The organism is Burkholderia pseudomultivorans, from assembly GCF_001718415.1.
Classification (GTDB): domain Bacteria; phylum Pseudomonadota; class Gammaproteobacteria; order Burkholderiales; family Burkholderiaceae; genus Burkholderia; species Burkholderia pseudomultivorans_A.
This window is the reverse complement of record NZ_CP013377.1, coordinates 2,871,849-2,898,231: the sequence shown is the minus strand read 5'-3', so window position 1 is coordinate 2,898,231 and position 26,383 is coordinate 2,871,849. Positions and strand designations below refer to the sequence as shown.

General features: G+C 65.1%; 24 protein-coding genes. 20 read left to right on the top strand and 4 right to left on the bottom strand.

Annotation, left to right across the window (positions count from 1 at the left end; genetic code table 11):
* Positions 1-185: 185 nt before the first annotated feature.
* The 13 genes from WS57_RS12555 (at position 186) to WS57_RS12495 (ending at position 15,445) form a co-directional block, all read left to right on the top strand.
* Positions 186-1,820: a carboxylesterase/lipase family protein gene (locus WS57_RS12555; RefSeq protein WP_236871897.1), complete on the top strand. Its 1,635-nt coding sequence runs from the start codon at positions 186-188 to the stop codon at positions 1,818-1,820.
* A gap of 218 nt (positions 1,821-2,038) precedes the next feature.
* Entirely contained in the window at positions 2,039-2,311 is a 273-nt protein-coding gene (locus WS57_RS12550) for a metal/formaldehyde-sensitive transcriptional repressor (protein WP_059477495.1), read from the top strand.
* Positions 2,312-2,323: 12 nt separating this feature from the next.
* Entirely contained in the window at positions 2,324-3,619 is a 1,296-nt protein-coding gene (gene dmeF / locus WS57_RS12545) for a CDF family Co(II)/Ni(II) efflux transporter DmeF (protein WP_069244290.1), read from the top strand.
* A gap of 2 nt (positions 3,620-3,621) precedes the next feature.
* Positions 3,622-3,807, top strand: a complete 186-nt coding sequence (locus WS57_RS12540; protein WP_194794288.1) for a DUF1289 domain-containing protein — start codon at positions 3,622-3,624, stop codon at positions 3,805-3,807.
* Between the two features lie 260 nt (positions 3,808-4,067).
* A complete protein-coding gene (locus WS57_RS12535) occupies positions 4,068-5,480 on the top strand; it encodes a TolC family protein (protein ID WP_419469154.1) in 1,413 nt (470 codons plus the stop codon).
* Positions 5,481-5,526: 46 nt separating this feature from the next.
* Positions 5,527-6,591 (top strand): efflux RND transporter periplasmic adaptor subunit, encoded by a 1,065-nt coding sequence (locus WS57_RS12530; RefSeq protein ID WP_236871896.1) that lies wholly within the window; start codon positions 5,527-5,529, stop codon positions 6,589-6,591.
* Complete coding sequence (locus WS57_RS12525; protein ID WP_069244289.1) at positions 6,588-9,638, top strand: efflux RND transporter permease subunit; 3,051 nt, start codon at positions 6,588-6,590, stop codon at positions 9,636-9,638. The genes WS57_RS12530 and WS57_RS12525 overlap by 4 nt, the downstream gene beginning before the upstream one ends.
* Positions 9,639-9,885: 247 nt before the next feature.
* Entirely contained in the window at positions 9,886-12,249 is a 2,364-nt protein-coding gene (locus tag WS57_RS12520; protein WP_069244288.1) for a TonB-dependent receptor, read from the top strand.
* 25 nt (positions 12,250-12,274) lie between these two features.
* A complete protein-coding gene (locus tag WS57_RS12515) occupies positions 12,275-12,862 on the top strand; it encodes a MotA/TolQ/ExbB proton channel family protein (protein ID WP_059604449.1) in 588 nt (195 codons plus the stop codon).
* Positions 12,859-13,257, top strand: a complete 399-nt coding sequence (locus WS57_RS12510) for an ExbD/TolR family protein (RefSeq protein ID WP_069244287.1) — start codon at positions 12,859-12,861, stop codon at positions 13,255-13,257. Before WS57_RS12515 ends, WS57_RS12510 begins: the two co-directional genes overlap by 4 nt.
* A complete protein-coding gene (locus WS57_RS12505) occupies positions 13,238-13,987 on the top strand; it encodes an energy transducer TonB (protein WP_236871895.1) in 750 nt (249 codons plus the stop codon). Before WS57_RS12510 ends, WS57_RS12505 begins: the two co-directional genes overlap by 20 nt.
* Positions 13,988-14,130: 143 nt before the next feature.
* Positions 14,131-14,607, top strand: a complete 477-nt coding sequence (locus WS57_RS37860) for a hypothetical protein (protein WP_208610295.1) — start codon at positions 14,131-14,133, stop codon at positions 14,605-14,607.
* 613 nt (positions 14,608-15,220) lie between these two features.
* Positions 15,221-15,445 carry a hypothetical protein gene (locus WS57_RS12495; RefSeq protein ID WP_009688704.1) on the top strand — a complete coding sequence of 75 codons (225 nt, stop codon included), beginning with the start codon at positions 15,221-15,223 and terminating at the stop codon, positions 15,443-15,445.
* Between the two features lie 58 nt (positions 15,446-15,503).
* Here WS57_RS12495 and WS57_RS12490 read toward each other — a convergent pair whose 3' ends face one another.
* From WS57_RS12490 to WS57_RS12475, 4 genes are all read right to left on the bottom strand, one after another.
* Positions 15,504-15,758, bottom strand: a complete 255-nt coding sequence (locus WS57_RS12490) for a hypothetical protein (RefSeq protein WP_009688705.1) — start codon at positions 15,756-15,758, stop codon at positions 15,504-15,506.
* A 108-nt stretch (positions 15,759-15,866) separates the two neighbouring features.
* The gene (groL, locus tag WS57_RS12485; protein WP_059516307.1) at positions 15,867-17,489 is read right to left on the bottom strand and encodes a chaperonin GroEL; all 1,623 of its coding nucleotides are present in this window, start codon (positions 17,487-17,489) and stop codon (positions 15,867-15,869) included.
* A gap of 76 nt (positions 17,490-17,565) precedes the next feature.
* Positions 17,566-17,883, bottom strand: a complete 318-nt coding sequence (locus WS57_RS12480; protein ID WP_009688709.1) for a co-chaperone GroES — start codon at positions 17,881-17,883, stop codon at positions 17,566-17,568.
* A 169-nt stretch (positions 17,884-18,052) separates the two neighbouring features.
* Positions 18,053-18,691: a hypothetical protein gene (locus tag WS57_RS12475; protein WP_040130680.1), complete on the bottom strand. Its 639-nt coding sequence runs from the start codon at positions 18,689-18,691 to the stop codon at positions 18,053-18,055.
* Positions 18,692-18,888: 197 nt separating this feature from the next.
* On the opposite strand from WS57_RS12475, the gene WS57_RS12470 reads away from it, so the two are divergent.
* The 7 genes from WS57_RS12470 (at position 18,889) to WS57_RS12440 (ending at position 26,366) form a co-directional block, all read left to right on the top strand.
* Positions 18,889-19,329: an Hsp20/alpha crystallin family protein gene (locus WS57_RS12470; RefSeq protein ID WP_009688711.1), complete on the top strand. Its 441-nt coding sequence runs from the start codon at positions 18,889-18,891 to the stop codon at positions 19,327-19,329.
* 34 nt (positions 19,330-19,363) lie between these two features.
* Positions 19,364-19,789, top strand: a complete 426-nt coding sequence (locus WS57_RS12465; protein ID WP_009688712.1) for an Hsp20/alpha crystallin family protein — start codon at positions 19,364-19,366, stop codon at positions 19,787-19,789.
* A 245-nt stretch (positions 19,790-20,034) separates the two neighbouring features.
* Positions 20,035-20,352 (top strand): hypothetical protein, encoded by a 318-nt coding sequence (locus WS57_RS37990; protein WP_230945586.1) that lies wholly within the window; start codon positions 20,035-20,037, stop codon positions 20,350-20,352.
* 663 nt (positions 20,353-21,015) lie between these two features.
* A complete protein-coding gene (locus WS57_RS12455) occupies positions 21,016-23,403 on the top strand; it encodes a TonB-dependent receptor plug domain-containing protein (protein ID WP_155774290.1) in 2,388 nt (795 codons plus the stop codon).
* A complete protein-coding gene (locus WS57_RS12450; RefSeq protein ID WP_009688716.1) occupies positions 23,400-24,278 on the top strand; it encodes a 2OG-Fe(II) oxygenase in 879 nt (292 codons plus the stop codon). Before WS57_RS12455 ends, WS57_RS12450 begins: the two co-directional genes overlap by 4 nt.
* A gap of 2 nt (positions 24,279-24,280) precedes the next feature.
* Positions 24,281-25,009 (top strand): hypothetical protein, encoded by a 729-nt coding sequence (locus WS57_RS12445; protein WP_069244285.1) that lies wholly within the window; start codon positions 24,281-24,283, stop codon positions 25,007-25,009.
* A complete protein-coding gene (locus tag WS57_RS12440; RefSeq protein WP_069244284.1) occupies positions 25,002-26,366 on the top strand; it encodes an MFS transporter in 1,365 nt (454 codons plus the stop codon). Before WS57_RS12445 ends, WS57_RS12440 begins: the two co-directional genes overlap by 8 nt.
* Positions 26,367-26,383: the final 17 nt, after the last annotated feature.

The window sequence follows — 26,383 nt, the reverse complement described above, 5'->3', positions numbered from 1 at the left end:
TCGATACTCGATCCCACTCTGCGCCGCAGAGCCCGCCGGCATAAGCACCGTGGTGCCGAGTGAACCATTCCATGCCGAGACGATGGAGTGCGATAAAGGACGGTGACAGCCACGATTGCACGGAGACACGACGCTGTGAAAAAGACAGACTCTCTCGCCGTATTCACGCAGGTCGATCGAAGTACATGCCCGCGCTGTTCGTTTCGTCGACGCTCACCGTCATGCTCGCGGCTTGCGGAGGCGGCGGATCGTCCGTTACGTCGGATCCCACCATTGCGGTGACAGCCGACGGCGCCGTGCAGGGCGCGGCGAGCAACGGCGTGGTCGCCTTCAAGGGCATTCCGTTCGCAGCTCCGCCAGTCGGCGCCCTGCGCTGGAGACCGCCGCAGCCCGTGAGCGCATGGAGCGGCGTGCGGCAGGCCACGTCTTTCGTGCACGATTGCATGCAGACCGACGGCCCGAATTCCGGGTTGACGGTCACGCCGTCGGAAGACTGTCTGTACCTGAACGTCTGGCGCCCTCAAGACAGCAAGGGCCAAAACTTGCCCGTCATGGTCTGGATCTACGGCGGCGGATACGTCAGCGGCGGCACATCGATGCCGACCTCCGACGGCACGCAGTTCGCGAAGCAGGGTGTCGTCATTGTCACGCTGAACTACCGTCTCGGCCGGTTCGGCTTCTTTGCACATCCGGCTTTGACGGCAGCCGCCGCGCCATCCGGCGAGACCTTGGGCAATTACGGCTACCTGGATCAGATCGCTGCGCTGAAATGGGTACAGCGCAACATCGCCAACTTCGGCGGCGACCCGGCGAACGTCACGGTCTTCGGAGAATCGGCCGGCGGCGAAGCGATTCACAACCTGCTGACGTCACCGCAGGCATCCGGGCTGTTCGCCAAGGCGATCATCGAGTCCGGCAATGGGCGCGTGAACCAGTACTACGGGCGCACGCTCTCGCGCAACGCGAAAACGGTGGGCGCCTCGGCGGAAGAACAGGGCTCCGCGTTTGCCGAAGAGTTCGGCATCGCCGGCAGCGACGCAGACGCGTTGAAGGCGCTGCGAGCGCTCCCGGCAGAGCAGGTTCTCGACGGTCTCGACCTTTCGACATTGAATGCCGCGCATAGCCTCGCGACCTTCTCGGGCGGCGCCATCATCGACGGCAAGCTGGTCGTGGACGAACCGGAGAATCAGTACAAGGCCGGCCGGTTCGCGAAGGTTCCGCTTCTGCTCGGCGTCAACAATGCCGACCTCGGCTTTGCTACTCGCGGGCTCACGACGAAGGAGCAGGCCTACGCGATCTTCGGTCCGCAGAACCTGAGCGCGGCTGCCGCGGCGTTCGATCCGACGGGCGCCGCTTCCGTTTCGACCGTGGAGAACCAGATTGCCCGCGTCATTACGATGGACGAGCCAGCGCGCTTTGTCGCGCGTACCTTTGCCTCGCGAGGTGTGCCGGCTTATCTCTATCGCTTCTCCTATGTCGCACAGTCGATACGCAGCCAGGTCGGCGGCGCATTTCATGCCGCCGAGATTCCCTATGTGTTCGACACGCTCTCCGCCACGTATGGCACGGCAGTGACGAGCCAGGACGAACGAGTCGCGCAGAACATGATTGCCTGCTGGACGGCCTTCGCCAGGACCGGGAATCCGTCGAATGCAGGCTTGATCGCGTGGCCGGCGTATACGGTCGACGCCGACAATCAGCTGGAATTTACGTCGTCGGGCGCCTTGCAGGTGGAGCAGCCGAATCCGCTGAAATCGCAGATCGATCTCGTTGAGCCGCTGAATGACGCCAACCAGACGGTGAATCGTCAGTACCAGTAGGCACGGGGAGTTGCGTCGCTCGAAGGGGGGATGGGTGGCTGGCATGATCGACCGGTCATGACCGATACCCGCCCACCCGATCGTCGGCCCGCGAACGCACACCGCGATCCGCGGTTTCGCGGAAAAACCGTCCATTCCGTCTGCCGCAATATACCCCTCCTCCCAATATGGATTCGCGGATTGGCATATACTCCCCCCCTCTATAAGAGGGAGCCGTCGTGAGCCATACCGTCAAGGAAAAGCAAAAGCTGCTGAACCGCGTTCGCCGCATCAAGGGGCAGGTCGAGGCGATCGAGCGTGCGCTGGAAGAAGAGCGCGGCTGCAACGAAGTCCTGCAGCTCATCACCAGCAGCCGGGGCGCGATGAACGGCCTGCTCGCGGTCGTGCTCGAGGATCACATCCGCAGCCACCTCGTCGACGCCGACGGGCACGAAGACGAGGGCAGCGCGACAGAGCAGTTGATCGAAGTCGTCCACAGCTATTTCAAGTAATCGAGTGCCGGGATGAGCGAATTCAAGGACGCCGCATTCGGTGCGGGCCACGACCACATTTTTCTGGGCGCCGCGCACGAGGAGAACGAGCGCAGGACCTGGATGGTCATCGCGCTGTGCGCGGCCATGATGGTCGCCGAGATCGTCGGCGGCTCGATCTTCGGTTCGCTGGCGCTCGTCGCCGACGGGCTGCACATGTCGACCCATGCCGGCGCGATGCTGATCGCCGCGCTCGCCTATGCCTATGCGCGCAAGCACGCGAGCGACCCGCGGTTCGTCTTCGGCACGGGAAAGCTCGGCGACCTGGCAGGCTTCACGAGCGCCATCGTGCTGGCGATGATCGCGCTGCTGATCGGGTATGAAGCGATCGCGCGCCTGCTCGCGCCCGTTCCGATCCATTTCGGTGAAGCGATCCCGATCGCGGTCGCCGGATTGCTCGTCAACATCGCGAGCGTCTGGCTGCTGAGCGGCGATCACCACGGCCATAGCCATAGCCATGGTCACAGCCACGGTCATCATCACGGGCATGCGCACGGCAGTCACGGCGATCATCAGCACGACGAGGAAGTGCATACGATCGTCGATCCGCACGGCGTATTCCTCGTGTCGATATTCGAAGATGGCGTGCCGCCCGTTTTCCGCATGACGCCTGCGTCGACCGATACGAAGCTCGTCGATGCAAGCGCCGTGTCGGTGACGACGATCCGCCCGGACGGTAGCCGGCAAGCGTTTGCGATGGAAGATCGCGGCGGCTGTCTGCAATCGGTCGAGGAAATCCCCGAACCTCACGCGTTCAAGGCCATCGTCCGGCTGAACGGCAGCGAGCACGAACTCGCGTTCGACGAACATGACCACGGCGTGTCCGCCGAGGCGGTTCGGGATCACAACATCCGCTCCGCCTACATTCACGTGATCGCCGATGCGGCGGTCTCCGTCCTCACGATCATCGGCCTGCTGCTCGCACGTGCGTTCGGCTGGGTGTGGATGGATCCCGTGGCGGGGATTATCGGCGCGCTGGTGATTGCGAACTGGTCGTACGGCCTGATGCGCGACACCGGCGGCATTCTGCTCGACATGAATCCCGATCGCCGGCTGGCGGACAGCGTGCGCTCCATCATCGAAGGCAGCGGCGACCGGATCAACGATCTGCACGTCTGGCGTGTCGGGCCGGGGCACATGAGCGCGGTCATCTCCGTCTCGACCGACGACGCTGCGCGGGATTCGCGCTTCTATCATGGCCTGCTGCAACGCTTCAAGGATCTGTCGCACGTGACCGTCGAAGTGGTGCCGGCCGCAAGGGGGCGCTGAGCATGGCGGTCAAATCGCCTTGCGTCGAAGTGTGCGTGTTCGACGGCAAGACCGGCTACTGCGTGGCGTGTCTGCGGACACGGGACGAAGCGCGCGCGTGGAAGAAGATGACGGATCATCGCCGCCATCAGATCGTGAACGATCGGGCGAGGAGACAGGCGAAGCTGCCTCCGGCAACCACCGACTGATCACCGTCGTTCCAGGTTTCGCGGAACTGGCCGCGTCGAGCGTCGACGCGGCGGCGAGTGGCGCGGCCGGACCGGCCATGCACGATGCCGCAACGAAAAGCACCCGCTCTAGACCGGCTTGACTCGATTGACGACCCGAAACCCGTCATCTGCGTCTGCTTAATCACCTCTTAAGCAAGCAGTCGGGATAATGGCGCCGCATCCGCTCCGATCGATCGGAGCCGCGTCCATTTTCACGTCAACCCGACAAGGAGCGACAGTTGTTCCGCTCTCTGCTTGCTGCGTCGCCGTTCCCCGGTTTTGGTCCGCGTGCCGCGCTGGCTTGCGCGGTGTCGTGCATCGCCGCGTTCGGCGGCTGCACGACCTATCGCCCGCAGCCCCTCGCGTCGCATGCGACGCTGACCACCGCCGACGAACTCGACCGGATCCGCATCGACCCGGCAAAAATGCCGCTGCCGGAATTGGCCGCGCATCGCTTCGACCCGTCCTCCGGCTTCGACATCGAAGACGTCGCGATGCTTGCGGTCGCGAACAATCCCGACCTGAAGCTCGCCCGCGACGATCTCGGCATTGCGCAGGCGCAGGCATATTCCGCGGGGCTGCTGCCCGATCCGCAACTGTCGGTGTCGAGCGATTATCCGGGCGCGGTCGGCCTCGAGCGCGCGTTTACCTACGGCCTGAGCATGGACGTGATGGCGATCGTGTCACGCAATGCGAACAAGCATTCCGCCGACGCCACCGTGCGCAAGACCGATCTCGGCCTGCTGTGGCAGGAATGGCAGGTTGTCGCGCAGGCGAAGCAGCTCTATACGAAGGCGCGCTACCAGGACGCGGTGCTGCCGCTGCTCGCCCAGGCGCGCGATCTCGATGCGATGCGCTACGAGCGGATCGCGCATGCGCGCGAGGCCGGCAACGTCACCGACGACGCGGTCACCGTCGCATCGACCGCATACAGCGACGCGCGCAAGCAATACGGCGACATGGTCGTGGCGCGCGAGCAGACCCGTCACGATCTCGATGCGCTGCTCGGCCTCGCGCCGGATGTCGAACTGCGGCTTGCCGGTTCCGATGCGACGACGGCGTTGCCCGATGCGACGCTCGACGATGCGCTCGCCGCGCTGCCGAAGCGGCGACCGGACCTGATCGCGCTGCAGGCCGGCTACGAGGCGCAGGAGCAGAAGTACCGCGCAGCGATCCTGAACCAGTTCCCGAGCCTCAACGTCGGCTTCAATCGTGCACGCGACACGTCGGGCATCTATACGACCGGCTTCCAGATCACGCTGAGTCTGCCGATCTTCAATCGCAATCGCGGCAACATCGCGATCGAGCAGGCGACCCGTCAGCGCCTCGGCGACGAATACCAGACCCGGCTGAACACCGCCTATGCGGACATCGCGCATCTGCGTGCCGATGCGCGACTCGCCGCGCAGCAGCTGGCCGGCGACGAGGCGGCCTTGCCCGCGCTCGAACAGGCGGCCGTGCATGCACAGCACGCGTATGCCGCGCACGACATCACGCTCGGGCAGTACACCGATGCGCAGCTCGCCGCGTTGACGAAGCGCATCGACGTGGCCACACAGCGCGACGCACTGGCCGAGCAGCGCATCGGCCTGCAGGCGCTGCTCGGCAGCGCGGTCCCGGATGCCTTTTCCACCGATTCCACCCAGCGTTGACCTCATGCCAGTCGTCCCGAATCGCTTGACCTGCCGTCGCGCGGCTTTGTCAGCCGCCGTACTCGCCGCCGCCTTTGCCGCGCTCGCGCCGTTGGCCAGCCCAGCGCGGGCCGACGAAGCCGTGTCCGCCGCGGTCGATACCGTGCGCGTGCAGCGTGCGCCGATCTCGCAACAGGTGCGCGCCTATGGCGTCGTCGCCACCTCGTCTGCCAGCGTCACGTCGGTGAACCTGCCGTACACGGCGCGCATTCGCAAGGTGCTCGTGCTGCCCGGCCAGACGGTCGCGCGCGGCGCGCCGCTGGTCGTCGTGCAGGCCGATCCCGCCGCGGCGCTGGCCGCGTCGCAGGCCGCCAGCGCGTTGACGCTGGCGCGCGGCGAATTCGCCCGCACGCGTGCGCTGCTCGCCGACGGGCTGGCGACGCAATCGCAGCTCGCCGCCGCGCAGAAGGCGCTCGACGATGCGCAGCAGGCGCAGGCCGCGCAGCGGCAGATGGGCGTGCGTAGCGGCGACGTGACGGTCACCGCGCCGTTCGCGGGCGTCGTATCGCAGCTTTCCGCGGTGCCGGGCGACCAGGTGCAGGCAGGCGCGACGATCGCGCAGCTCGCGGCGACGAATGGCGCGTCCGGCCGCCAGGCCAACGTGACGCTCGGCGTCGATCCGTCCGCGGCCGCGTCGATTCGCGCGGGCGATACGGTCGTGCTGCACGGGCTGTCCACCGCGCTCGCGCACGCGGCGCCGGCCGGGCAGGTCGTCGTCGCGGGTGCGTCGATCGATCCTCAAAGCCAGCTCGTGAACGTCGGCGCGAACGTGCCGCTCGGCGGCACCGCATTCATCCCCGGCACCCGCGTGAGCGCCGACATCGCGACGCAGACGGGCACGTGGTGGGTCGTGCCGCGCTCGGCCGTCCTGCAGGACGCAAAGGGCGCGTACGTGTTCCAGGTCACGCCGAAGCATGTCGCGCACCGCGTCGATGTCGCGGTGCGCGTCGAAAGCGGCGACCGCTACGGCGTGGACGGCCCGCTGAATGCGTCGGAGCCGCTCGTCGTCACCGGCAACTATGAATTGCAGGACGGGATGGCGGTTCGTTCCGCCGGAGGCGCACGTCAATGAACGTCGGGCAATGGATGCAGATGCACCGGCGATCGCTGCTGTTCATCGTCGCGCTGCTCGCGGTCGCCGGCGCGCTGACGGCGTTTCGCCTGCCGATCTCGCTGTTTCCGAACGTATCGTTTCCGCGCGCCGTCGTCTCGCTCGATGCGGGCGACCGGCCGGCCGAGCAGATGGCGACGCTCGTGACGATGCCGGTCGAGGAGGCGCTGCGGCGCGTGCCGGGCGTGCGCGATGTCGAATCGAAAACGAGCCGCGGCTCGGCGGAGATCTCGCTGAATTTCGACTGGGGCACCGACATGGCGCAGGCGACGCTGCAGGCGCAGTCGGCGATCGCGGAGATCCTGCCGTCGATGCCGAACGGCACGACGATGCAGGTCAAGCGGATGGACCCGACCGTGTTCCCCGTGCTTGCGTACAGCCTCACCTCGTCCCGGCAGTCGCTGTCGCAGCTGCGCGATCTCGCGCAATTTCAGTTGCGGCCGCTGCTATCGTCGGTCGACGGCGTGGCGCGCGTCGAAGTGACGGGCGGGGCGCAGGATGAATTGCAGGTCGACATCGATCCGGCTCGACTCGCCGCGTACAAGCTATCGGTCGAGGACGTGTCGAAGGCGATCGGCGCGGGCAACGTGCTGACGGCGACCGGCCGGATCGAGGATCACTACAAGCTGTATCTCGTCGTGGCCGACACGACGATCACGTCGCTCGACACGCTGCGCAATGCGGTCGTGTCGTCGGCCGGCGGCAACCAGGTGCGCGTCGGCGACGTTGCCACGGTATCGCGCGGCACGGTGCCGCAGTGGATCCGCGTGACGGCCGACGGGCAGGACGCGGTGCTCGTGAACGTGTTCCAGCAGCCGGGCGCGAACAGTGTCGCGATGGCCGCGGCGATCCGCGCAAAGCTCGCGGACTTCCAGAAGCAGATGCCGGCGGGCGTCCATCTCGCCAACTGGTACGACCAGAGCCAGCTCGTGATCGCGTCCGCGTCGAGCGTGCGCGATGCGATCCTGATCGGCGTCGTGCTGGCTGCGTTCACGCTGTTCGTGTTTCTGCGCAACTGGAAGATCACCGCGATCGCCGTCGCGCTGGTGCCGGTCGTGATGAGCGCGACGATCCTGTTGCTCGACGTGTTCGGCATGGGCTTCAACATCATGACGCTCGGCGGGATGGCCGCGGCGGTCGGGCTCGTGATCGACGACGCGATCGTGATGATCGAGCACATCGCGCGGCGCATGCGCGAGGCGGGCGCGCACGCATTCCACGGCCGCGTGATGAGCGCGGCGCTCGAGTTCACGCGGCCGCTCGCCGGCTCGTCGGCGGCGACGCTGATCATCTTCGTGCCGCTCGCGTTCCTGTCCGGCGTGACAGGCGCGTTCTTCAAGGCACTGTCGATCACGATGGCCAGTGCGCTGTTCATCTCGTTCGTCGTGAGCTGGCTGGCGATCCCGATCCTGTGCGATCACTGGCTCACCGCGGCCGACGCGGAGGAGCATCGCGAGTCGCGCTTCGCGCATTGGCTGAACACGCGTTACGCGACGCTGGTCGAGCGCGTCAGCCGCCGGCCGGTACTGGCGCTCGCGGGCATCGTGCCGCTCGTCGTGGTCGCCGTGTTTGCGTTCACGCGCGTCGGCAGCGGCTTCATGCCGTCGATGGACGAAGGCGGATTCGTGCTCGATTACCACACGGCGCCCGGAACGTCGATCACGGAAACGGACCGCCTGATGCGCGAGATCGAGACGATCATTCGCCGGAACCCGAACGTTGCGACGTATTCGCGTCGAACCGGCGCCGGCCTCGGCGGCGATCTCAACGAGCCGAACAAGGGCGACTTCTTCGTACGCCTGAAATCGGGTTCGCGCGAGCCGATCGAAACCGTGATGGAGGAGATTCGCTCGAAGGTCGAGGCGAACGTGCCCGGCGTCAACGTCGAGCTCGCGCAACTGATGGAAGACCTGATCGGCGACCTGACCGCGGTACCGCAGCCCGTGCAGATCAAGATCTACTCCGACGATGCCAACGTGCTCGACGCGACCGCGCAGCGCGTGGCCGCGCGCATCGGCAGGATCCCCGGCATCGTCGACGTCGACAACGGCATCAATCCGGCCGGCGATGCGCTCGATCTGCACATCCGGCCCGATGCCGCCGCTGCCGAAGGGATGGACCCGCAGTCGATCGCGCAACAGGTGTCGGATCTGCTCGAGGGCAGCGTTGCGACCCAGTTCCAGCAGGGGCCGAAGACGGTCGGCGTGCGCGTGCGCGTGTCGAACGCGATGCGGATGAACGACACGGGGCTCGGCGCGCTGCAGATTCACGCGCCCGACGGGCACCTGTTCCCGCTCGATCGCGTGACCGATCGCATCACGGTCAGCGGCCAGCCCGAGATCAGCCGCGACAACCTGAAGCGGATGGTCGCCGTCACCGCACGGATCGACGGGCGCGATCTCGGCTCGACGATCGCCGACGTGCAGCACGCGCTCGGCGACGCGAACCTGTTGCCGCGCGGCGTCTATTACGAACTCGGCGGGCTGTACCAGCAACAGCAGATCGCGTTTCGCGGACTGATCGCGGTGTTCGGCGCGGCGGTCGCGCTGGTATTCGGGTTGCTGCTGTTTCTGTACGAACGCTTCCGCGTCGCGCTCGCGGTGATGGCGATGCCGCTGTGCGCGACCGGCGCGGTGTTCATCGGGCTGTGGGTGACGGGCATCGAGCTCAACATCTCCGCGATGATGGGCATGACGATGATCATCGGCATCGTGACCGAGGTCGCGATCTTCTACGTATCGGAATTCCAGGGGCTCGTGCGCGACGAAGGGATGGCGCCCGATGCCGCGTTGCTCGCGGCGGGCCGCAACCGGCTGCGGCCGATCGCGATGACGACGATCGCCGCGATCCTCGCACTGCTTCCGCTCGCATTCGCGCTCGGGCAGGGCTCGGCGATGCAGCAGCCGCTGGCGGTCGCGATCATCTCCGGCTTGATCGTGCAGCTTCCGCTCGTCCTGCTCGTGCTGCCTGCGCTGTTGGGCATGTTGCTCGGTGTGCGCCGCGCGTAAATCCCGCGGTTGAGCGGGACGGAAGCTGACCCCGACGGGAAAGCGCGGCGCTGTCGCCGCGCATTGCGCTGGCGTTGTGCAACGTTATATCATCTCGACCGACGCACCTTAGCCCCACACTCAGACGAACACGACTTCCTTCGGCGCAAACCGGGTCCAGCTTACGATATGTTATATCGTATCCTTACGATTCGGCATGCGGTTCTTGCGGGCTTCGGGGAAAACATTTCTTCTTCCGATTCGCACTATGAAAATCAATCGCATGCTTGCGTCACAGGTCGCCGTCCTCGTGCTGACCGCGGTCGTTCGTGTCGACGCCGTTGCGGCGGATGCCGATGCCACGGTCGCCGGTACCGTCGCCGACAACCGGGGACGGGGGCTTGCCCACGCACGCGTCGTCCTGCAGGACACCGACGGGCACGCGGTCGCCCGCACGACGACGGGCGCGGACGGCCGGTTCCGGTTCGACCATGTGCCGCCCGGCACCTATGCGGCAGTCGTCGACGCGGACGGCTACACGACCGGCAGCGGCATCGCGACGGTCACGCAGGGCCGCTCGCCGGAGCCGGTGGACGTGGCGCTCGGCAAGGACGCGAACGCAACGCTCGACGTGTCGGTCAACGCGAAGCGGCTCGACCGCGCCCGCAACGGCCTGCTGCCGGAAGTGGGGAGCAGCGTCTATCGCCTCTCGCAGGCCGACATCCAGGCGCTGCCGCAGGGCGACAACACGCCGCTCAACCAGGTGCTGCTGCAGGCCCCGGGCGTCGCCGACGACTCCTACGGGCAACTGCACGTGCGCGGCGACCATGCGAACCTGCAGTACCGGCTGAACGGCATCATCATCCCGGAACCGATCAGCGGCTTCGGCCAGTCGCTCGATACGCGGATCGTCGACCAGGTCAGCCTGATCACCGGCGCGCTGCCCGCGCAATACGGCTATCGGACTGCCGGCGTCGTCGACATCCACACCAAGTCGGGCGACACGGGCAATGGCGGCACGATCGACGTATACGGCGGCAGCCATCAGACGCTGCGCACGAGCGCCGACGTATTCGGCTCGCAAGGCGCGTTCAGCTATTACTTCTCCGGCACGCTCGGCGAAAACAATCTCGGCATCGAGGCGCCGACGTCGAACGGCAGTCCGCTGCACGACCACACGCGCCAGGGCGACGCGTTCGGCTACATGTCGTACCTGATCAACCCGCTCACGCGCGTGAGCCTGATGTTCGGCGCGACGAGCAACCGCTTCGAGATTCCCAATACGCCCGGTATTTCGCCGTCCTACACGCTGAACGGGCAGTCGAGCTTCGACTCCGCGAATCTGAACGAAACGCAGGCCGAACTCAACAACTTCGCAGTGCTCGCGCTGCAAGGCACGAACGGCGGCGCGCTCGACTATCAGGTGGCGCTGTTCACCCGCTATACGCGCACGAAGTTCAATCCCGACCCGGTCGGCGACCTGATCTTCAACGGCGTCGCATCGAGCGACTTTCACAGCAATCGCGCAAGCGGCACGCAGGCCGATTTCACGTATCGCCTGAACGACACGCATACGCTGCGGGCGGGCCTGATGGCGGAGGTCGAGCACGCGACCTTCAACGACAGCGTCACCGTGTTCCCGGCCGATGCGGACGGCAACCAGCTGTCGGACCAGCCGCTGACGATCCAGGACGCGCACAGCAAGCCCGGCTATCTGTTCAGCCTCTACGCGCAGGACGAGTGGAAGATCACGCCGAAGCTGACGCTGAACTACGGCCTGCGCTTCGACCGGATGAACGAGTACGTGCAGGCAGGCCAGGTCAGCCCGCGGATCGGCATCGTCTATCAGGCCACCGAGACCACCACGCTGCATGCCGGCTACGCGCGCTATTTCACGCCGCCCGCGTTCGAGCTCGTGTCCGCCGCGACGGTCAGCCGGTTCCAGGGCACGACGAATCAGTCGCCGTCGACGCAGAACGATCCGGTGAAACCGGAACGCAGCCACTACTTCGACATCGGCGTCACGCAGCGTCTCACGCCCGCGCTGACCGTCGGCCTCGACGCGTATTACAAGAAGGCCTCCGATCTGCTCGACGAAGGACAGTTCGGCACCGCGCTGATCTTCACGCCGTTCAACTATCAGGAAGGCCGCGTCTACGGCGTGGAGTTCACGTCGAGCTACAAGCAGGACAACGTGTCCGCCTATCTGAACGTCGCGTACAGCCGTGCCCAGGGCAAGGGCATCGAATCCGCGCAGTTCAATTTCGGCCCGGACGAACTCGCGTACATCGCCAACAACTGGGTCTATCTCGATCACGACCAGCGCATCACCGCGTCGTTCGGCGGCGCGTATACGCTGGGTCGCACGACGTTCAGCGCCGACGCGACGGTCGGCAGCGGGCTGCGCAGCGGCTTCGCGAACACGGATCGCCTGCCTTGGTACATGCAGCTCAACCTCGGCGTGTCGCGGCATTTCGACGAGCCGATCATCGGCAAATTCGACGTGCGGGCGTCGCTCGTCAACGCGTTCGGTCGCGTCTACGAACTGCGCGACGGTTCCGGCATCGGCGTGGGCGCGCCGCAGTACGGGCCGAGGCGCGCGATCTACGCGGGTCTGACGAAACACTTCTGAGCTTCGAGCAGGACGAGGAATGACGATGAACGAGTGGACGGGATTTACCGATGCGTTGCGGATCGGCGGCTGGGTCGTCTATCCGCTGAGTGCGCTGGCGATCGTCGCGCTGGCGATCATCATCGATCGCGGATACGTATTCTGGCGCTTCGCGCGCGGCATCCACGACGCGTCGCGCGACTACCCCGACGCACATGTGATGCGTCGGCTCGGCGCGATCTTCGAGGAGGGCGGGATGCCGCTCTGGCGCGCCGAAGCGAAGATCGACGCGATTGCGCAGCGCATCGAGCGCGACATGAGCCGCGGCCTGTGGCTGCTCGAAACGATCGTCACGGCCGCGCCCTTGCTCGGCCTGCTCGGCACGATCGTCGGCATGATGCATTCGTTCCGGCTGATCGGCGGCGACGGGCTCGTCAATCCGGCCGGCGTGTCGGGCGGGGTCGCGCAGGCGCTCGTCGCGACCGCAATCGGCCTCGTGATAGCGCTGGTCGCGCTGTTCGCGTTCAACTACTTCTCGCGCCGCGTCGACCGCCTGATGGACGACATCGAGTTGCACGCGAACGAACGCCTGGGCGAGCTGCGGCTCGTGCAGGACCGCGGAGCCTCGGCATGAAGCTGCGCCGCTCGCGCGCCTCGAAGCGTGGACGTATCGAGATCATCCCGATGATCGACGTGATGTTCTTCCTGCTCGCGACCTTCATGCTGACCTCGCTCGCGATGCAGCGACTCGATGCGGTCCGCATCGATCTCCCGCATGGCAGCGCAACGCAGCTGCAAGCCGATCGACCGCTCACGCTGTCGGTCGACCAAGGCGACCGGATCTTCATCAACCAGCAGCCGACGGCGCTCGCGCAGGTGAGCGGCACCGTCGCCCGCCTGCTCGGCCGCGATCACGACATCATCGTCGCAGCCGACAATCGCGCTTCGCACGGCGTCGTCGTGCAGGCGATGCTCGAAGCGCGCCGCGCGGGCGCCGAACATTTTCTCGTTGCGGTCCATCGTGAATGAACGCTTGCCGGTATCCGGCGGCCGGCCGAAGCGGGACGTGCGTCGTTTCGCCATGGCAATCGGCGTCGCGAGCCTGCTGTGGTACGCGTTTCTCGGGGGCGCGCTGAAGCTGTTCATGGGTGAGCGGCCCGCTCCCGCGCGGCCCGAGGCGATACAGATGCAGCTGGTCGAACTGCCGCCGGTCGAACTGCCGCCGCCATCGCCGGGCATGCAGCACGTCGATCATGCGGAGCCTGTCGCGGTCCAGCATCATGCCGTGTCGCGGCCGACGACTGCGCAAGCGCCGCATGCGCCGACCCGGCCGACGCCGCCGATCGCGCGCCCGGCGACCGCGCCGTCGAATGACGCGCCGGTGACGCCATCGCCTTCAACGCCCACGCAATCCGCACACACTGCCGACGATGCGCGCCCGGCGCCGCCGACGCAAAGCGATGCGCCGCCCGCGCATGCGAACTCGACGGGCGGCACGCAGGCGCGCCTGCTGTCCCAGCCGCTGCCGGCGCTTCCCGACGATCTTCGCGAGCAGGCGTATCAAGCTGTCGCGGTCGCGCGTTTTTTTGTCCATGCGAACGGGACGTTCGACATCGAGCTCGTGAAGCCGACGCCCAATCCCCGGCTCAATCAGATACTGCTGGAGACGCTGCGGAGATGGCGTTTTTTCCCGGCGACGGAGGACGGGCATCCGGTGGAGAGCCGACAGGATGTCCGCGTGCATTTCAACGTGGAGTGAGCCGTCGATCGGCGGCGATACCGGCGCCGGAATGAAAAAAGCTGCTTGCGCAACGCGCAAGCAGCGAAGGAAAAAGGACATCTCTGGCACGAGGTGGGTCCCGATAAGTTATCGGCCCACGGTCGGAAAACCTGAGAGCGATCGTGAAAATTTTCGGGTCGTCGCGTGGCGCTCGACGCGGCCGCGGCATTATCGGCGATCGTCCGCGCTACCACCGCCTGCAAACGTGCTCAGGCGAGGTCCACCGTGCCATGGTCGTCGCAGTGATCGCCATGCGGGTGATGAAGGCGCCCGTTGACCAGATAATCGACATGATCGCCGTGCGGTACGGCTTCATGCCCGCAGCCCGGACCGTGTACATGGCCCGGTTCATGGTCGCCGCAGCCCGGCGTACACTGATCCGGATTTTTCGCGCTGACTTCGATCTTGTGCTCGTCGACATGATCGCCGTGCGGATGATGCAGATGGCCGTCGTGGAGATAGTCGACGTGGTCGCCATGCCTGATTGCCGTGTGGCCGCAAGCCGGACCATGTTGATGTTCATGCTGGGCGTGATGAGGCTCATTGCAGGTGCTCATACATACCTCCTTTGTTCGTCCGGCCAGGCAAGAAAGACCTGAACGTCCTTACCAGTATAAGACGGCCTTTCCGGGCCAGAGCGGCATTGCTTATAACCCTTCGGCATGAACGGCCGGTCGAAACGGGGTTGGAGACGGATAATCCGGGGCGTTGAGACAAACGTCTGAACAATGGCCCTGCACCGATGAAACGCTTGCCCGGCGCGCCGCAGATGGCAGCGCGCGGCGAGGCGCGGCAGGCCGCCTGACGAAACAGTTACAACATAAGTGTTGACGCCGGCAGTCTCCAGCAGGTACCGTGTCGTCCGAAGTTCAAGAAGTTCGATAGCTGTTCATCCACTGCTCCCCCCTCAGCGGTATTCGTTGTCCTCTCCCTCCTTGATGCTTCACCCGCTCGTCAGTCGGGCAAATTTTTCCATTCGTCATCAAGGATTCTCCACGGATACCGGTATCGTCAATTGACGGCTTCAGGACGCCGGCCGAGCATCAATCGGCTCGATCGCGCCACGCGTCTCGTCGCGCTTCATTCTTCTCCCGGACGGCAACGTCTCTTGCGCTTGCCGACTGCTCCCGATTCGGCCACGACGGCTTTGAATCAGCGTATCCGCGCGCAATGCGCACGGTACGTCCGATCTCGAACATCATTAAAATTAAAATGCATAACGAAACAATTCAACAATACAACGGCTATGCCGTCCGACCGTCGGCACATCGTTTGCCCGACGGCAGCTTTTCCTCGAACCTGCTGCTCGAACGTCACGGCAGCGCACGGACCGAAGGCCGCTACCAGTTCTATTCGCTCGATTACTTCGCGAGCGAAGAGCAGGCGCTGCAGTACTCGGCCCGCTGGGCGCGCCACTGGGTCGACACGCGCGGCTAGGGGCGATGCAGCGGTTCGACGCCGCCAGCGCATGCTCGACCTCGCCGGTCGAGCGACTTCATTCGTCTGCCATCAGATGGCGGATGATCAGCGACGGATCGGCGATGTCGAGAATCAGCCGGCGAAATATGCGCTTGCGCATGTGTTCCTCGTCGAGAATCCACGGTTGGCCCTTGTCGCTGAGATAGCGCGCGAGGGCATCCGCATTGTCATGGCCCGCGGGCAGGTCGAGCCTCGCGGACAACAGTCCTGCCACGACATCGTCGATCTCGATGTCGAGCGGCTTCGAGTCGATCAGAAGCGAGAGTTTCATGGCGGTCCTGGGCAAAAAGCGGCGCCGCGTGCCGAGTGGGCGTGCGGCGCCGAACGTGTTGCGCCGGCCGCGACTGGTTAGCCGGCGCTTGCACGAGCCGCTGTCAGGTCAGTACTCGAGTTCCGGCGTGGCGGACGGCGCCGGATCGGCGTCCTTCGGCGCTTCGGCAACCGATGCGTCCGTCGTCAGGATCAGGCCGGCGATCGACGCGGCATTCTGCAATGCCGTGCGCGTGACCTTGGTCGGATCGACCACGCCTGCCTCGACCAGATCGCCGTATTCGCCGGTCGCCGCGTTGTAGCCGAAGTTGCCCGTGCCTTCGAGCACCTTGGCGACGACGACCGAAGGCTCATCCCCCGCATTCGAAGCGATGACGCGCAGCGGCGCTTCGAGCGCGCGCAGCACGATCTGGATACCGGCATCCTGATCGCTGTTGGCGCCCTTCAGTTCCTTCACCATCGAACGCGCACGCAGCAGCGCGACGCCGCCTCCCGGCACGATGCCTTCCTCGACCGCCGCACGGGTCGCGTGCAGGGCATCGTCCACGCGGTCCTTCTTTTCCTTCATCTCGACTTCGGTCGCCGCACCGACCTTGATGACGGCGACGCCGCCCGCGAGCTTCGCCACGCGCTCCTGCAGCTTCTCGCGATCGTAGTCGCTCGTCGCCTCGTCGATCTGCGTGCGGATCGCCTTCACGCGCGCTTCGATGCGCTTCTCGTCACCGGCGCCGTCGATGATGATCGTGTCGTCCTTGCGCACCTCGACGCGCTTCGCGCGGCCGAGATCCTCGAGCGTGGCCTTCTGCAACTGCTTGCCGGTTTCCTCCGAGATGACGGTCGCACCCGTGAGAATGGCGATATCCTCGAGCATGGCCTTGCGCCGGTCGCCGAAGCCGGGCGCCTTGACCGCCGCGACCTTCAGGATGCCGCGCATCGCGTTCACGACGAGCGTCGCCAATGCTTCGCCGTCGATATCTTCGGCGACGATCAGCAGCGGCTTGCCGGCCTTCGAGGCTGCTTCGAGCACGGGCAGCAGGTCGCGGATGTTCGAGATCTTCTTGTCGTGCAGCAGGATCAGCGCGTCGTCGAGATACGCGGCCTGCTTTTCCGGATCGTTGATGAAGTAGGGGCTGACGTAGCCGCGATCGAACTGCATGCCTTCGACCACGTCGAGCTCGTTGTCGAGCGACTTGCCGTCCTCGACGGTGATCACGCCTTCCTTGCCGACCTTCTCCATCGCGTCGGCGATGATTTTGCCGATCGCCTCGTCGGAATTCGCCGAGATCGAACCGACCTGCGCGATCTCGCGGTTCGTGGAAATCGGCTTCGAAAGCTTGCGCAGTTCGTCGAGCACGGCAGCCACCGCCTTGTCGATGCCGCGCTTGAGGTCCATCGGGTTCATGCCGGCCGCGACGTGCTTCATGCCTTCCTGCACGACGGCCTGGGCCAGCACGGTAGCCGTGGTGGTGCCGTCGCCGGCGACATCGGCAGTCTTCGACGCGACCTGCTTGACGATCTGCGCGCCCATGTTTTCGAAGCGGTCCTTCAGCTCGATTTCCTTCGCGACCGACACGCCATCCTTCGTGATGGTGGGCGCGCCGAAGCTGCGCTCGATCAGCACGTTGCGGCCTTTCGGTCCGAGGGTCACCTTCACGGCATCGGCGAGAACGTTCACGCCCTTGACGATACGGGCGCGTGCGCTGCCATGGAATTGAACGTCTTTGGCACTCATGGTGTTGCTCCGGATAAAGTCGTTGACTCAACGCGTCGCGAACGCCGGTTCGGCGCTTCGCGAACGGCCTGGGATGTCAGGCAGCCTTGCGGGAGGCGTCTGCGTCGGCGTCGAGGACGCCCATCACGTCTTCCTCGCGCATGACGAGCAGTTCCTCGCCGTCGACCTTGACGGTCTGGCCTGCGTATTTGCCGAAGAGAACGTGGTCGCCGACTTTCAACTGGAGCGCGCGCAGCGTGCCATCCTGCAGCAGCCGGCCGTTGCCGACTGCGAGCACTTCGCCTTGTTCGGGCTTCTCGGCAGCCGAGTCGGGAATCACGATGCCCGAAGCTGTCGTCCGCTGCGTTTCGATTCGCTTGACGATAACCCGGTCGTAGAGGGGACGAATCTGCATTTCCATCTCCTGAGCGATTAGAGGATCACCAATAAGGGAATCCGGCTGCGGATCCCGGAGCGCGTGGAGCGCCGCGGTGCAGCCGCGCCAATGTTTGGCGGAAAGCGAGATAGAGGTGCACGTCGCGCCCTTCAAGAGGCGCGATCGCGGCTGTTTGTAACAAATTGTTTCAGCGTGCCGACAGGATCCGATGGACTGCGCCGAGCCGATAAATCGTGCGGCCGCGTCCGTTCGGGCGGCGCGGCTGGGGCAGCACGGGACAGGGAGGGCGGCGCCCGCCGTCCGCGTCGAGGGTGTCGTCCGGTTCGTCGAGCGTGCGCCACAGGCCGCCCTTGACGGGCCGGAACAGCCAGCGCACGTAGCCGCTGCGGGCGGCAAGCTGCATCAGCGCGTCGCGGTCGGTACGATCGTCGGGCAGCAGCGGATCGCGTGCGACGTCGTCCCCGTAGTCGCCGAACGCCTGACGGCAGGCGAGTGCCTCGGCGGCGCTCGCGCCGATCACGTTGCATCCGCGCCGCTCGACGCGCTCGACATCCCAGGCGCCCGATTGCCACGCGGCGTCGAGCAGCATCGCGTCCACCGCTTCGAAGCTGTGCCACGGCGTATCGAGTTGGACGACCGACCCCGGAACCGGCCGGGGCGGGATCTCGACGCCGGGCAGCACGAGCGGTGTCGCGCGGCGGAATCCGTGCCAGTGGAACATCGCAAACAGCGGTGTGTTGACGCGGGCCGCCGCCGTGACCGTGACGGCAAAGAGCGGCAGGCGCACGCTCTCGACCTGTTCCTGCAGCCTATCGAAAAGATCCATGAACCCTCCTGTGCGACATGTCGCGAGGCCTCTTGAAATTTCCGTTGCTTGCACTATTTTATGCATCGCTCAGGCAGTTGCGATAAGCACTGCGTGTTTCGATTTGTTTGTCGGCGGGGTTTCCCACGGGCAGGCGGACTGGAGCGCGTGGTTCCGTTCGTCTTTCGCGAGGCGCCCCCGGTTTCAAGGAGCCAGCCATGAGCGATCTTTTCTTCGGCACCGATCTGCTGGGCGAATTCGACCGCCTGCAACGGCAGATGGCCAGCCTCTTTGCGGGCTATCCCGCAAGCCTGCGCGCCACGCGCAGCGAAACCTTTCCTCCGGTGAATATCGGCAGCACCGACGACAGCGTCGAGATCGTCGCGTTCGCGCCAGGGCTCGATCCTGCCGCGATCGACGTCACGATCGACAAGGGGCTGCTGACGATCAGCGGCGAGCGCCGGCCGCCCGAATCGAACGCGGACGCCGAGACGCGCGTATATGCGAGGGAGCGTTTCATGGGCGCGTTCCGGCGCGTGATCGAGTTGCCGCAGCACGCCGATCCGGACAAGGTCGACGCGCGGTACGTGAACGGTTGCCTGATCGTCAGTGTCGGGCGGTCCGAGGCATCGAAGCCGCGCGCGATTACGGTCCAGTGATTCCGGATGAAATGTCAAAGGCACGGAGGACATCATGAACGACAGTACCGAACTGGCGACTCGCCGTTCCGGCACCGAGGTCGCCCACGCCGAGCAGGCGGCGCCTGCCAGGCAGTTCACCCGCATCGCGCCTGCCGTCGATGTGTTCGAGGACAGTCACGGCATTACGCTGTATGCGGACCTGCCCGGCGTTCCGCGTGAAAAGCTCGACGTGCGCGTGCAGGACAGCAGCCTGACCGTCGAGGCCGAAGCGGTGATTCCGACGCCTGCCGGACTGCGGCTGCAACACGGCGAAGTGCGCCATCCGCACTTCTGGCGCGCGTTCACGCTCAGCCCCGACTTCGACGTTTCGCGTATCGATGCGCAGCTGCGCGACGGGGTGCTGAAGCTGACCATACCGCGCCGCGAGGAGGCGAAGCCGCGACGCATCGAGGTGAGTGTCGACAAGGCAGGGGTATAGCAGCAGGTCGGGACGCACGGCGAAGCCTGCGCGGGCCGCAAGCGTTGCATCGGGCGACCGGTGCTTGCGCCGTGCGTACCGTTACCGCTGATACGCGTTGTATGGAAAATGTGGGACCGCCGGGTGGCGCGGGCGCGCGACGGTGCCCGGCCGTGTGGGGCCGTGACCCGGTTCGCGCCTGTATCGTGCTGCGTTTTTTCGAAACGCGCGGCTGCTCGCGGTTCCGTTGCTGACAGGAGAAGGAAATGCTCAGCCCACACGAATTCGCGACGCTGATGCTGGTTCGTCAGGCGCCGGATCAGCTCGACATGAACCGCGCCGAACTCGACGCGTTGCTCGAACGCCAACTCGTCATGCTCGAGCATTGTGCTGCGGGCGAGCGTCGTGCTCGTCTGACGGACAAGGGGCGTGTCTTTCTCGATGCACTCCATCGGGATGGCGCGCTGCTGGAGCCGGAGGATGTCGAGGAACAGTACGGAATACGTTGCATCGAGCAGGGTGCTTCGTCGGTGCGGCATGCAGGAGGGCAGCCTGCTGGTGAGCGGGTTGAAGAAGGCGGATGAGTCTTTCGCACGGCCGGGCTTTCGGCCGTGTACGTGATCGACACGAGGATTCTGCCGGATGCTGATTGTTTGTGTGAACGACCTGACGCGACTCGGCATTGACATCGCCAGCTTCCGACAGCGCATTCGGCCGGAACGGAACGACCGTATTCCAGAAGATGACTTTTCCGGGAGCCCGCAGCCGTTGTCGCGTCGCAGGTCGCGATAAATCGCATTCTGACGACCGGAGAAATGGCGTAGATTATGAACTCAATCCGCGTCATTTTTAACCGAAATATCGAGTCAATTTTTGTGGTCGGAGGATTTTCGTATTCCAACGGCCGAAATCGACGTAACCTTCACTGCTTCTGCCATGACAGCGGCGGCGCCATGATCCCGGGCAAAACAAATTTCGAAGAATTTGTCTAATTCATTGTCGGTCTATTTATTGGAGATGGTCCGAGTTTGCTGAAACATGCTTTCCGATAAGATCGCGGCTCCCCTCAAACACAAGAATGCCCACCTCCGATAAATCCAAATTCAGATTAATTATTTAACAAGCCTTCGCTGCCGAGCGATGATTTGCCGCGTACACCCGTATCAAACCCGTATCCATACAAGCACAAAAGCGGAACGCGGAACTCGAGAAACGCACACGCGGCTCGCTGGACAGAGGGCATTCAATTGAAATCTCAGAGGAGTAAATACGCACGCGCCGCGCGGCAGCGCGGTTGTCTGCTGGCGCTGACCGCCTGCGGATTGGGGAGCGGGGCGGCCTGGGCGCAGGACGCAGGCAACGCGACGCTCACCGGCAACGTGCAGGACGTCGTCGTAACGACCGGCACGCGCGAGACCGCGAAGAAGGCAGGCGACAGCACGAATCCCGTCGACGTGATCGGCGGCGATGCGCTGCGCCGCACCGGCCAGACCAACCTGCGCGATGCGCTCGTGCAGTTGTCGCCCTCGATCGCACGGCAGGCGATGCGGGGCGACGCGGGGAACCTGACCAGCACGCTGACGCTGCACGGGCTGAGCCCCGATCACGTCCTCGTGCTCGTCAACGGCAAGCGCCGGCATTCGTCCGCGAACATCTCGCTGAACCGGGGCCCGCAGCAGGGCTCGACCGGCGTCGACGTGGATCTGATCCCGGTCTCGGCGGTCGATCACGTCGAGATCCTGCGCGACGGCGCATCGGCGCAATACGGCTCGGACGCGATCGCGGGCGTGATCAACGTCATCCTCAAGTCCGACTACAAGGGTGGCGAGCTGTCGAACACGACCGGGCAGACCTATCGCGGCGACGGCCTCGCGCAGAACAATGCGGCCAGCCTCGGCCTGCGTCTCGGCGATGCGGGTTTCCTGGACCTCAGCGCCGAATACAACCGCCAGAACCACACGGTGCGCACCGGCCCCGATCCGCGCACGGGCCGCGACGACAACCTGATCCTCGGTTCGCCGGCGAGCACGCGCGAGGCATTCGCATTCAACGCGGGCTACCTGCTCGACAGCGGCGTGCAGCTCTACGGATTCGGCACGTACGCGCATCGCGACGGCAGCAGCTACCAGAACTACCGGCTGCCCTCGGTGCTGCCGTCGATCTATCCGAACGGCTTCACGCCGCAGGAGACGATCAGCGAGAACGACTATTCGGTGACGGCCGGCGTGAAGGGCGACAGGCTGTTCGGCTGGGCGTGGGATCTCAGCACGACCTACGGCAGCGACAACATCAACATCGGCATGATCAACTCGGCGAACACGAGCCTGTTCGCGGATACGGGCTCGACGCCGACGCGCTTTCACTTGTCGAATTTCCACAACACGCAGTGGACGAACAACCTCGACCTGTCGCGCGCCTTCCGGCTGCCGGTGCTGCCCGCGCCGCTGAACGTGTCGGTCGGCGTCGAGCATCGCCACGAGACCTACTCGGTCGGCGCCGGCGATGCGGCATCGACCTACGGTTCGGGCACGCAGGCGCTGCCCGGGCTGTCGTCGCTCAGCGCGCTGTCGGCGTCGCGCGAGGTGCTCGGCGCGTACGCCGATCTCGCGACGAAGCTCGCGCCGAACTGGCAGGTCGACCTTGCCGGGCGTTACGAGCACTACAACGACGTCGGCAGTACCGCGAACGGCAAGCTGTCGACGCGCTACGACATCACGCCGCGCATCGCGGTGCGCGGCAGCGTCGGCACGGGCTTTCGCGCGCCGTCGCTCGCCACGGAGTACTTCACGAACCTGAACATCTCGCCGCTCAGCGCAAACGGCATACTCGCGGCGAATTCCGCGGCGGCGCGTAATCTCGGCGCGACGCCGCTGAAGCCCGAGAAGTCGACGAACTTCGACGTCGGCCTCGTGCTCAATCCGCTGCCGAAGCTGAACGTGACGATCGACGCATACCAGATCGACATCCGCGACCGCATCGTGCTGGGCGGCACCTACAGCGGCCAGACGGCGATCGACGCACTGACGCTGGCCGGCATCACGCTGCCTGCCGGGCTGCCTTCAGTGACGGCGAACTACTTCACGAACGGCGTGAACACGCGCACGCGCGGCATCGACATCGTCGGCACGTATCACAGCAATTTCGCGTCGTGGGGCAGTGTCGACTGGGATCTCGGCATCAACTTCAACACGACGAGCGTGACGCGAATCGGGCGCGACAACAACGGCAATGCATTGCTCAACGCGCAGCAGGTCGCGTACCTGACGTCGTCGACGCCGAAGAACAAGATCGTGATCGGCGGCACCTGGCATCTCGACAAGTGGGCGGTCAGCCTGCACGAGTCGCGCTACGGCACGACATCCGGGGAAGAGAGCATCTGGAGCGGACCGAACGCCTACTCGACGACGACCTTCGTGCACTTCAAGAACGCTGCGCGCTACATCACCGATCTCGAAGTGCGCTATGCGGTGACGCGCAAGTTCGAGATCGCGCTCGGCGCGAACAACCTGTTCAACGCGTATCCGACCACGCTGCCGGCGAATACGCAGTTCCTGGGCACGAAGTACGACATCGTGTCGTCGCCGATCGGCGTGAACGGCGGTTTCTACTATCTGCGTGCGCGCTACCTGCTTTGACGCGCCGGCGCCGCACGGCGGCGCATTTTGCGATCGGGATCTTCGCCCTCGACTCCATCATGTCCAAGCCCATGAAAAAACGAGCAGAAGTCGCACACGCAGTCATCGATCTGGACGAAACCGCGCTGCGCGCCGATCACCTGCTGGCGCTATGCAACGGCGACGCATTGGCGATACGCATCCACACGTTTGCACCGCCGGCGGTGATCCGGCGCGCCGGGGAGCGCCTGTTCTCGCATCCGGAGCGCGGCGCGCTGGGCCATGCCACCGAGTTCACGCGGCTCGGCATCGCGTATGCCGAGATCCGCTCCGACGAGGTCCGGCGCGCGTACCACGCGCACGCACTGGACAACATCCAGCGTGTGCGCACGCTGTTCGGCGAGCTGGCCTCGCCGGTCGACCGGTTTCGCACGCTGCTCGACGACGCCTGGCCCGAAGGCGCGCGGCTCCTCAGCGTCGACCGGCAGAAATGCTTCGTCGGCGTGTGCCGTTACCAGACGCCCGGCGTCGATCTCGAGCCGCATATCGACAACCTGGAGTGGACGCTGCCGAAGGGCATCGACTGGAAACTTCGACACCAGCTGTCGGCGAACATCTATCTGCAGGTTCCGCCGCGCGGCGGCGAACTGGAGCTCTGGAACATCGAGCCCGACGCGCACGAGTACGCCGCGTTGCAGGGCGACCGGCGCTACGGGATCAGCCGCCGCCACGTGAGCGATCCCGACGTCGTCGTCAAGCCGGAGGTCGGCGACCTGATCATCCTGAATCCGCGCTTCATTCATGCGGTACGCCCGGTCGAGGAGCAGGACAGGGTCACGCTGAGTGCCTTTGTCGGCGTCAAATCCGAAACCGAACCGTTGGTCTACTGGAGCTAAGCATGTACAAGGTCTCGTTGCAGGCGCAAGGCAAATTCCAGGCGCATCATTACATCGGCAAGACGGCGCTGTTGCTGATCAGCGTCGGGAAGGAGTATCACGAAGGCGACAAGCTGGCGGCGACGGTCGACAAGATCAACGTGTCGGCGTTCGGCCGCTGCGTGATCGCGGTGGCCGACACGTTGCAGCGTCACAACTACAACACCGGATCGGCGCACAGCAACTATCGCCGCAGCCGCGAGCGCGGCGACGCGTGGCTCGCGCAGAACGCGGGCATTCTCGCGAAGCTGTCGATGCGGCGCGAGGTGCTGCGCTGGGACGATCTGCTGCGCCGCGACGACTACACGCAGTACTACCACCTGATCACCAACGAGTACTATTCGAATCACGAATACCGCGATGCGATCAACGGCACGATCGACGTGTTCGCCGAACGCAACGGGCTCGTGCGCGGCACGCAGGCGCACGAGGATGCGTTCTATCGTTCGCTGTTCTATATTCTCGAGGAATGCCCGATCATCATGCCGATGTGGGCGCGCGACGGCATCGACTTCATCCTCTACCCGAAGCAGATGACCTCCGCGATGAGCAAGACGCGCGAGATATTCGTCCAGAACGACGGCGACGCTCGCGCGAACTGGCTGGCTGTCAAGTTCAAGAAAAAGTCCTCGGCGCAGGCGCACGAGCACGGCTACGAGCACGAGGAAACCGAGGCGACGGCGCATGACTGATACATCGGGCAAGGTTCGAAAATATGTCGGGCTGACCGGCATTTGCATCGCCAGCTTCCTGGGCTGCATCGATCTCACGGTCGTCAACACGATTCTTCCTGCGATCGGCCGCGACTTCTCGATTCCGATCCAGGCGACGCAGTGGGTCACGTCGATATTCATGGTGGCGCTGTCGGCGTTCATGGTGCCGGTCGGCACGCTCGCCGACAATCTCGGGCGCAAGAAGCTGCTGATGATCGGCCTGGCGATATTCGGCGTCGCGTCGCTGTTCGCCGGTATCGCGCATCAGTTCTGGCTGCTGGTTCTGTTCCGCTTCGTGCAGGGCATCGGTTGCGCGATCCTGTATACGGTGTCGGGCGCGATCGTCAGCTATACCTTCGACGAAAGCGAGCAGGGCAAGGCGCTGGGGATCCTGTTCGGCGCGAACGGCATCGGCCTCGCGCTCGGCCCGATCATCGGCGGCGTGTTCGCGGGCGCGCTCGACTGGCATGTCGCATTCCTGATCAATATTCCGTTCATTGCGATCAGCCTGGTTCTCTGTGCATGGGCGATACCGGAATTCAGGGAAGCCACGGCGAAGCGCCTCGACGTCACCGGTTGCCTGCTGCTCGTCGTCGGCCTGACCGCGCTCGTCAGCTATCTGTCGATCGACGGGGCGTCGCTCCATCTGTGGCTGCTGCCGGTGTCGATCGGGTCGCTGGCGCTGTTCGTGCGGCACGAACTGAACACGCGCGATCCGATCGTCGAGTTTCATTTCTTCCGGGAACCGCGGTTCCTGTCCGCGCTGCTGGCGACGTTCTTTCTCGCGTTCTTCTACTGCATCGTGCTGCTGACCTTCCCGATTTTCTTTTCGAGCCAGCTCGGGATGGGCGACATCGCGATCGGCCTGTTCCTGCTGCCCGCGACCGTGACGTTCTCGGTCGCGTCGTCTTGGATCGGCGGCCGAAGCGAGCGCATCGGGCCGTCGCGGATCATCGTGACCGGCCTGTTCCTGTTCGTCGTCGCGGCGCTGCTGCTGGCCGTTGCCGCGGCGAAGCTGGACGCGCGCTGGTTCTTGCTGCCGCTGATCCTGTTCGGCATCGGCTGGGGCGCGATTCTCGGCCCGTCGACGCTGGTCGCGCTCGGCGCGCTGCCACGCGAGAAGGCGGCCGTCGCGATGGGCACCTCATGGACGGTGCACAACATCGGCGGCGCGAGCGGCATCGCGTTCGCGATCTTCCTGACCCGGCATTTCGACGATTTCCGCAGCGGCTATCGGGCGCTGATGCTGGCGCTGGCGGTGATCGTGATGATCGTCGCCGTGTCGTGTCATATGCTGGCGTCGCCGCGCGCCCAGGTCGACGGAGAGGCGCGCTAGTTCGTCCGGTTCGACGC

Bases quoted from the DNA above. Each gene is read 5' to 3' on its own strand.
- groL (WP_059516307.1), bottom strand. From the start codon at position 17,489: ATGAGTGCCAAAGACGTTCAATTCCATGGCAGCGCACGCGCCCGTATC.
- WS57_RS12475 (WP_040130680.1), bottom strand. From the start codon at position 18,691: ATGGATCTTTTCGATAGGCTGCAGGAACAGGTCGAGAGCGTGCGCCTG.
- WS57_RS12540 (WP_194794288.1), top strand. From the start codon at position 3,622: ATGGCGGTCAAATCGCCTTGCGTCGAAGTGTGCGTGTTCGACGGCAAG.
- WS57_RS12470 (WP_009688711.1), top strand. From the start codon at position 18,889: ATGAGCGATCTTTTCTTCGGCACCGATCTGCTGGGCGAATTCGACCGC.
- WS57_RS12510 (WP_069244287.1), top strand. From the start codon at position 12,859: ATGAAGCTGCGCCGCTCGCGCGCCTCGAAGCGTGGACGTATCGAGATC.
- WS57_RS12490 (WP_009688705.1), bottom strand. From the start codon at position 15,758: ATGAAACTCTCGCTTCTGATCGACTCGAAGCCGCTCGACATCGAGATC.
- WS57_RS12495 (WP_009688704.1), top strand. From the start codon at position 15,221: ATGCATAACGAAACAATTCAACAATACAACGGCTATGCCGTCCGACCG.
- WS57_RS12445 (WP_069244285.1), top strand. From the start codon at position 24,281: ATGTACAAGGTCTCGTTGCAGGCGCAAGGCAAATTCCAGGCGCATCAT.
- WS57_RS12555 (WP_236871897.1), top strand. From the start codon at position 186: ATGCCCGCGCTGTTCGTTTCGTCGACGCTCACCGTCATGCTCGCGGCT.
- WS57_RS12525 (WP_069244289.1), top strand. From the start codon at position 6,588: ATGAACGTCGGGCAATGGATGCAGATGCACCGGCGATCGCTGCTGTTC.
- WS57_RS12515 (WP_059604449.1), top strand. From the start codon at position 12,275: ATGAACGAGTGGACGGGATTTACCGATGCGTTGCGGATCGGCGGCTGG.
- WS57_RS37990 (WP_230945586.1), top strand. From the start codon at position 20,035: ATGCTCAGCCCACACGAATTCGCGACGCTGATGCTGGTTCGTCAGGCG.
- dmeF (WP_069244290.1), top strand. From the start codon at position 2,324: ATGAGCGAATTCAAGGACGCCGCATTCGGTGCGGGCCACGACCACATT.
- WS57_RS12480 (WP_009688709.1), bottom strand. From the start codon at position 17,883: ATGCAGATTCGTCCCCTCTACGACCGGGTTATCGTCAAGCGAATCGAA.
- WS57_RS12440 (WP_069244284.1), top strand. From the start codon at position 25,002: ATGACTGATACATCGGGCAAGGTTCGAAAATATGTCGGGCTGACCGGC.
- WS57_RS12465 (WP_009688712.1), top strand. From the start codon at position 19,364: ATGAACGACAGTACCGAACTGGCGACTCGCCGTTCCGGCACCGAGGTC.
- WS57_RS12520 (WP_069244288.1), top strand. From the start codon at position 9,886: ATGAAAATCAATCGCATGCTTGCGTCACAGGTCGCCGTCCTCGTGCTG.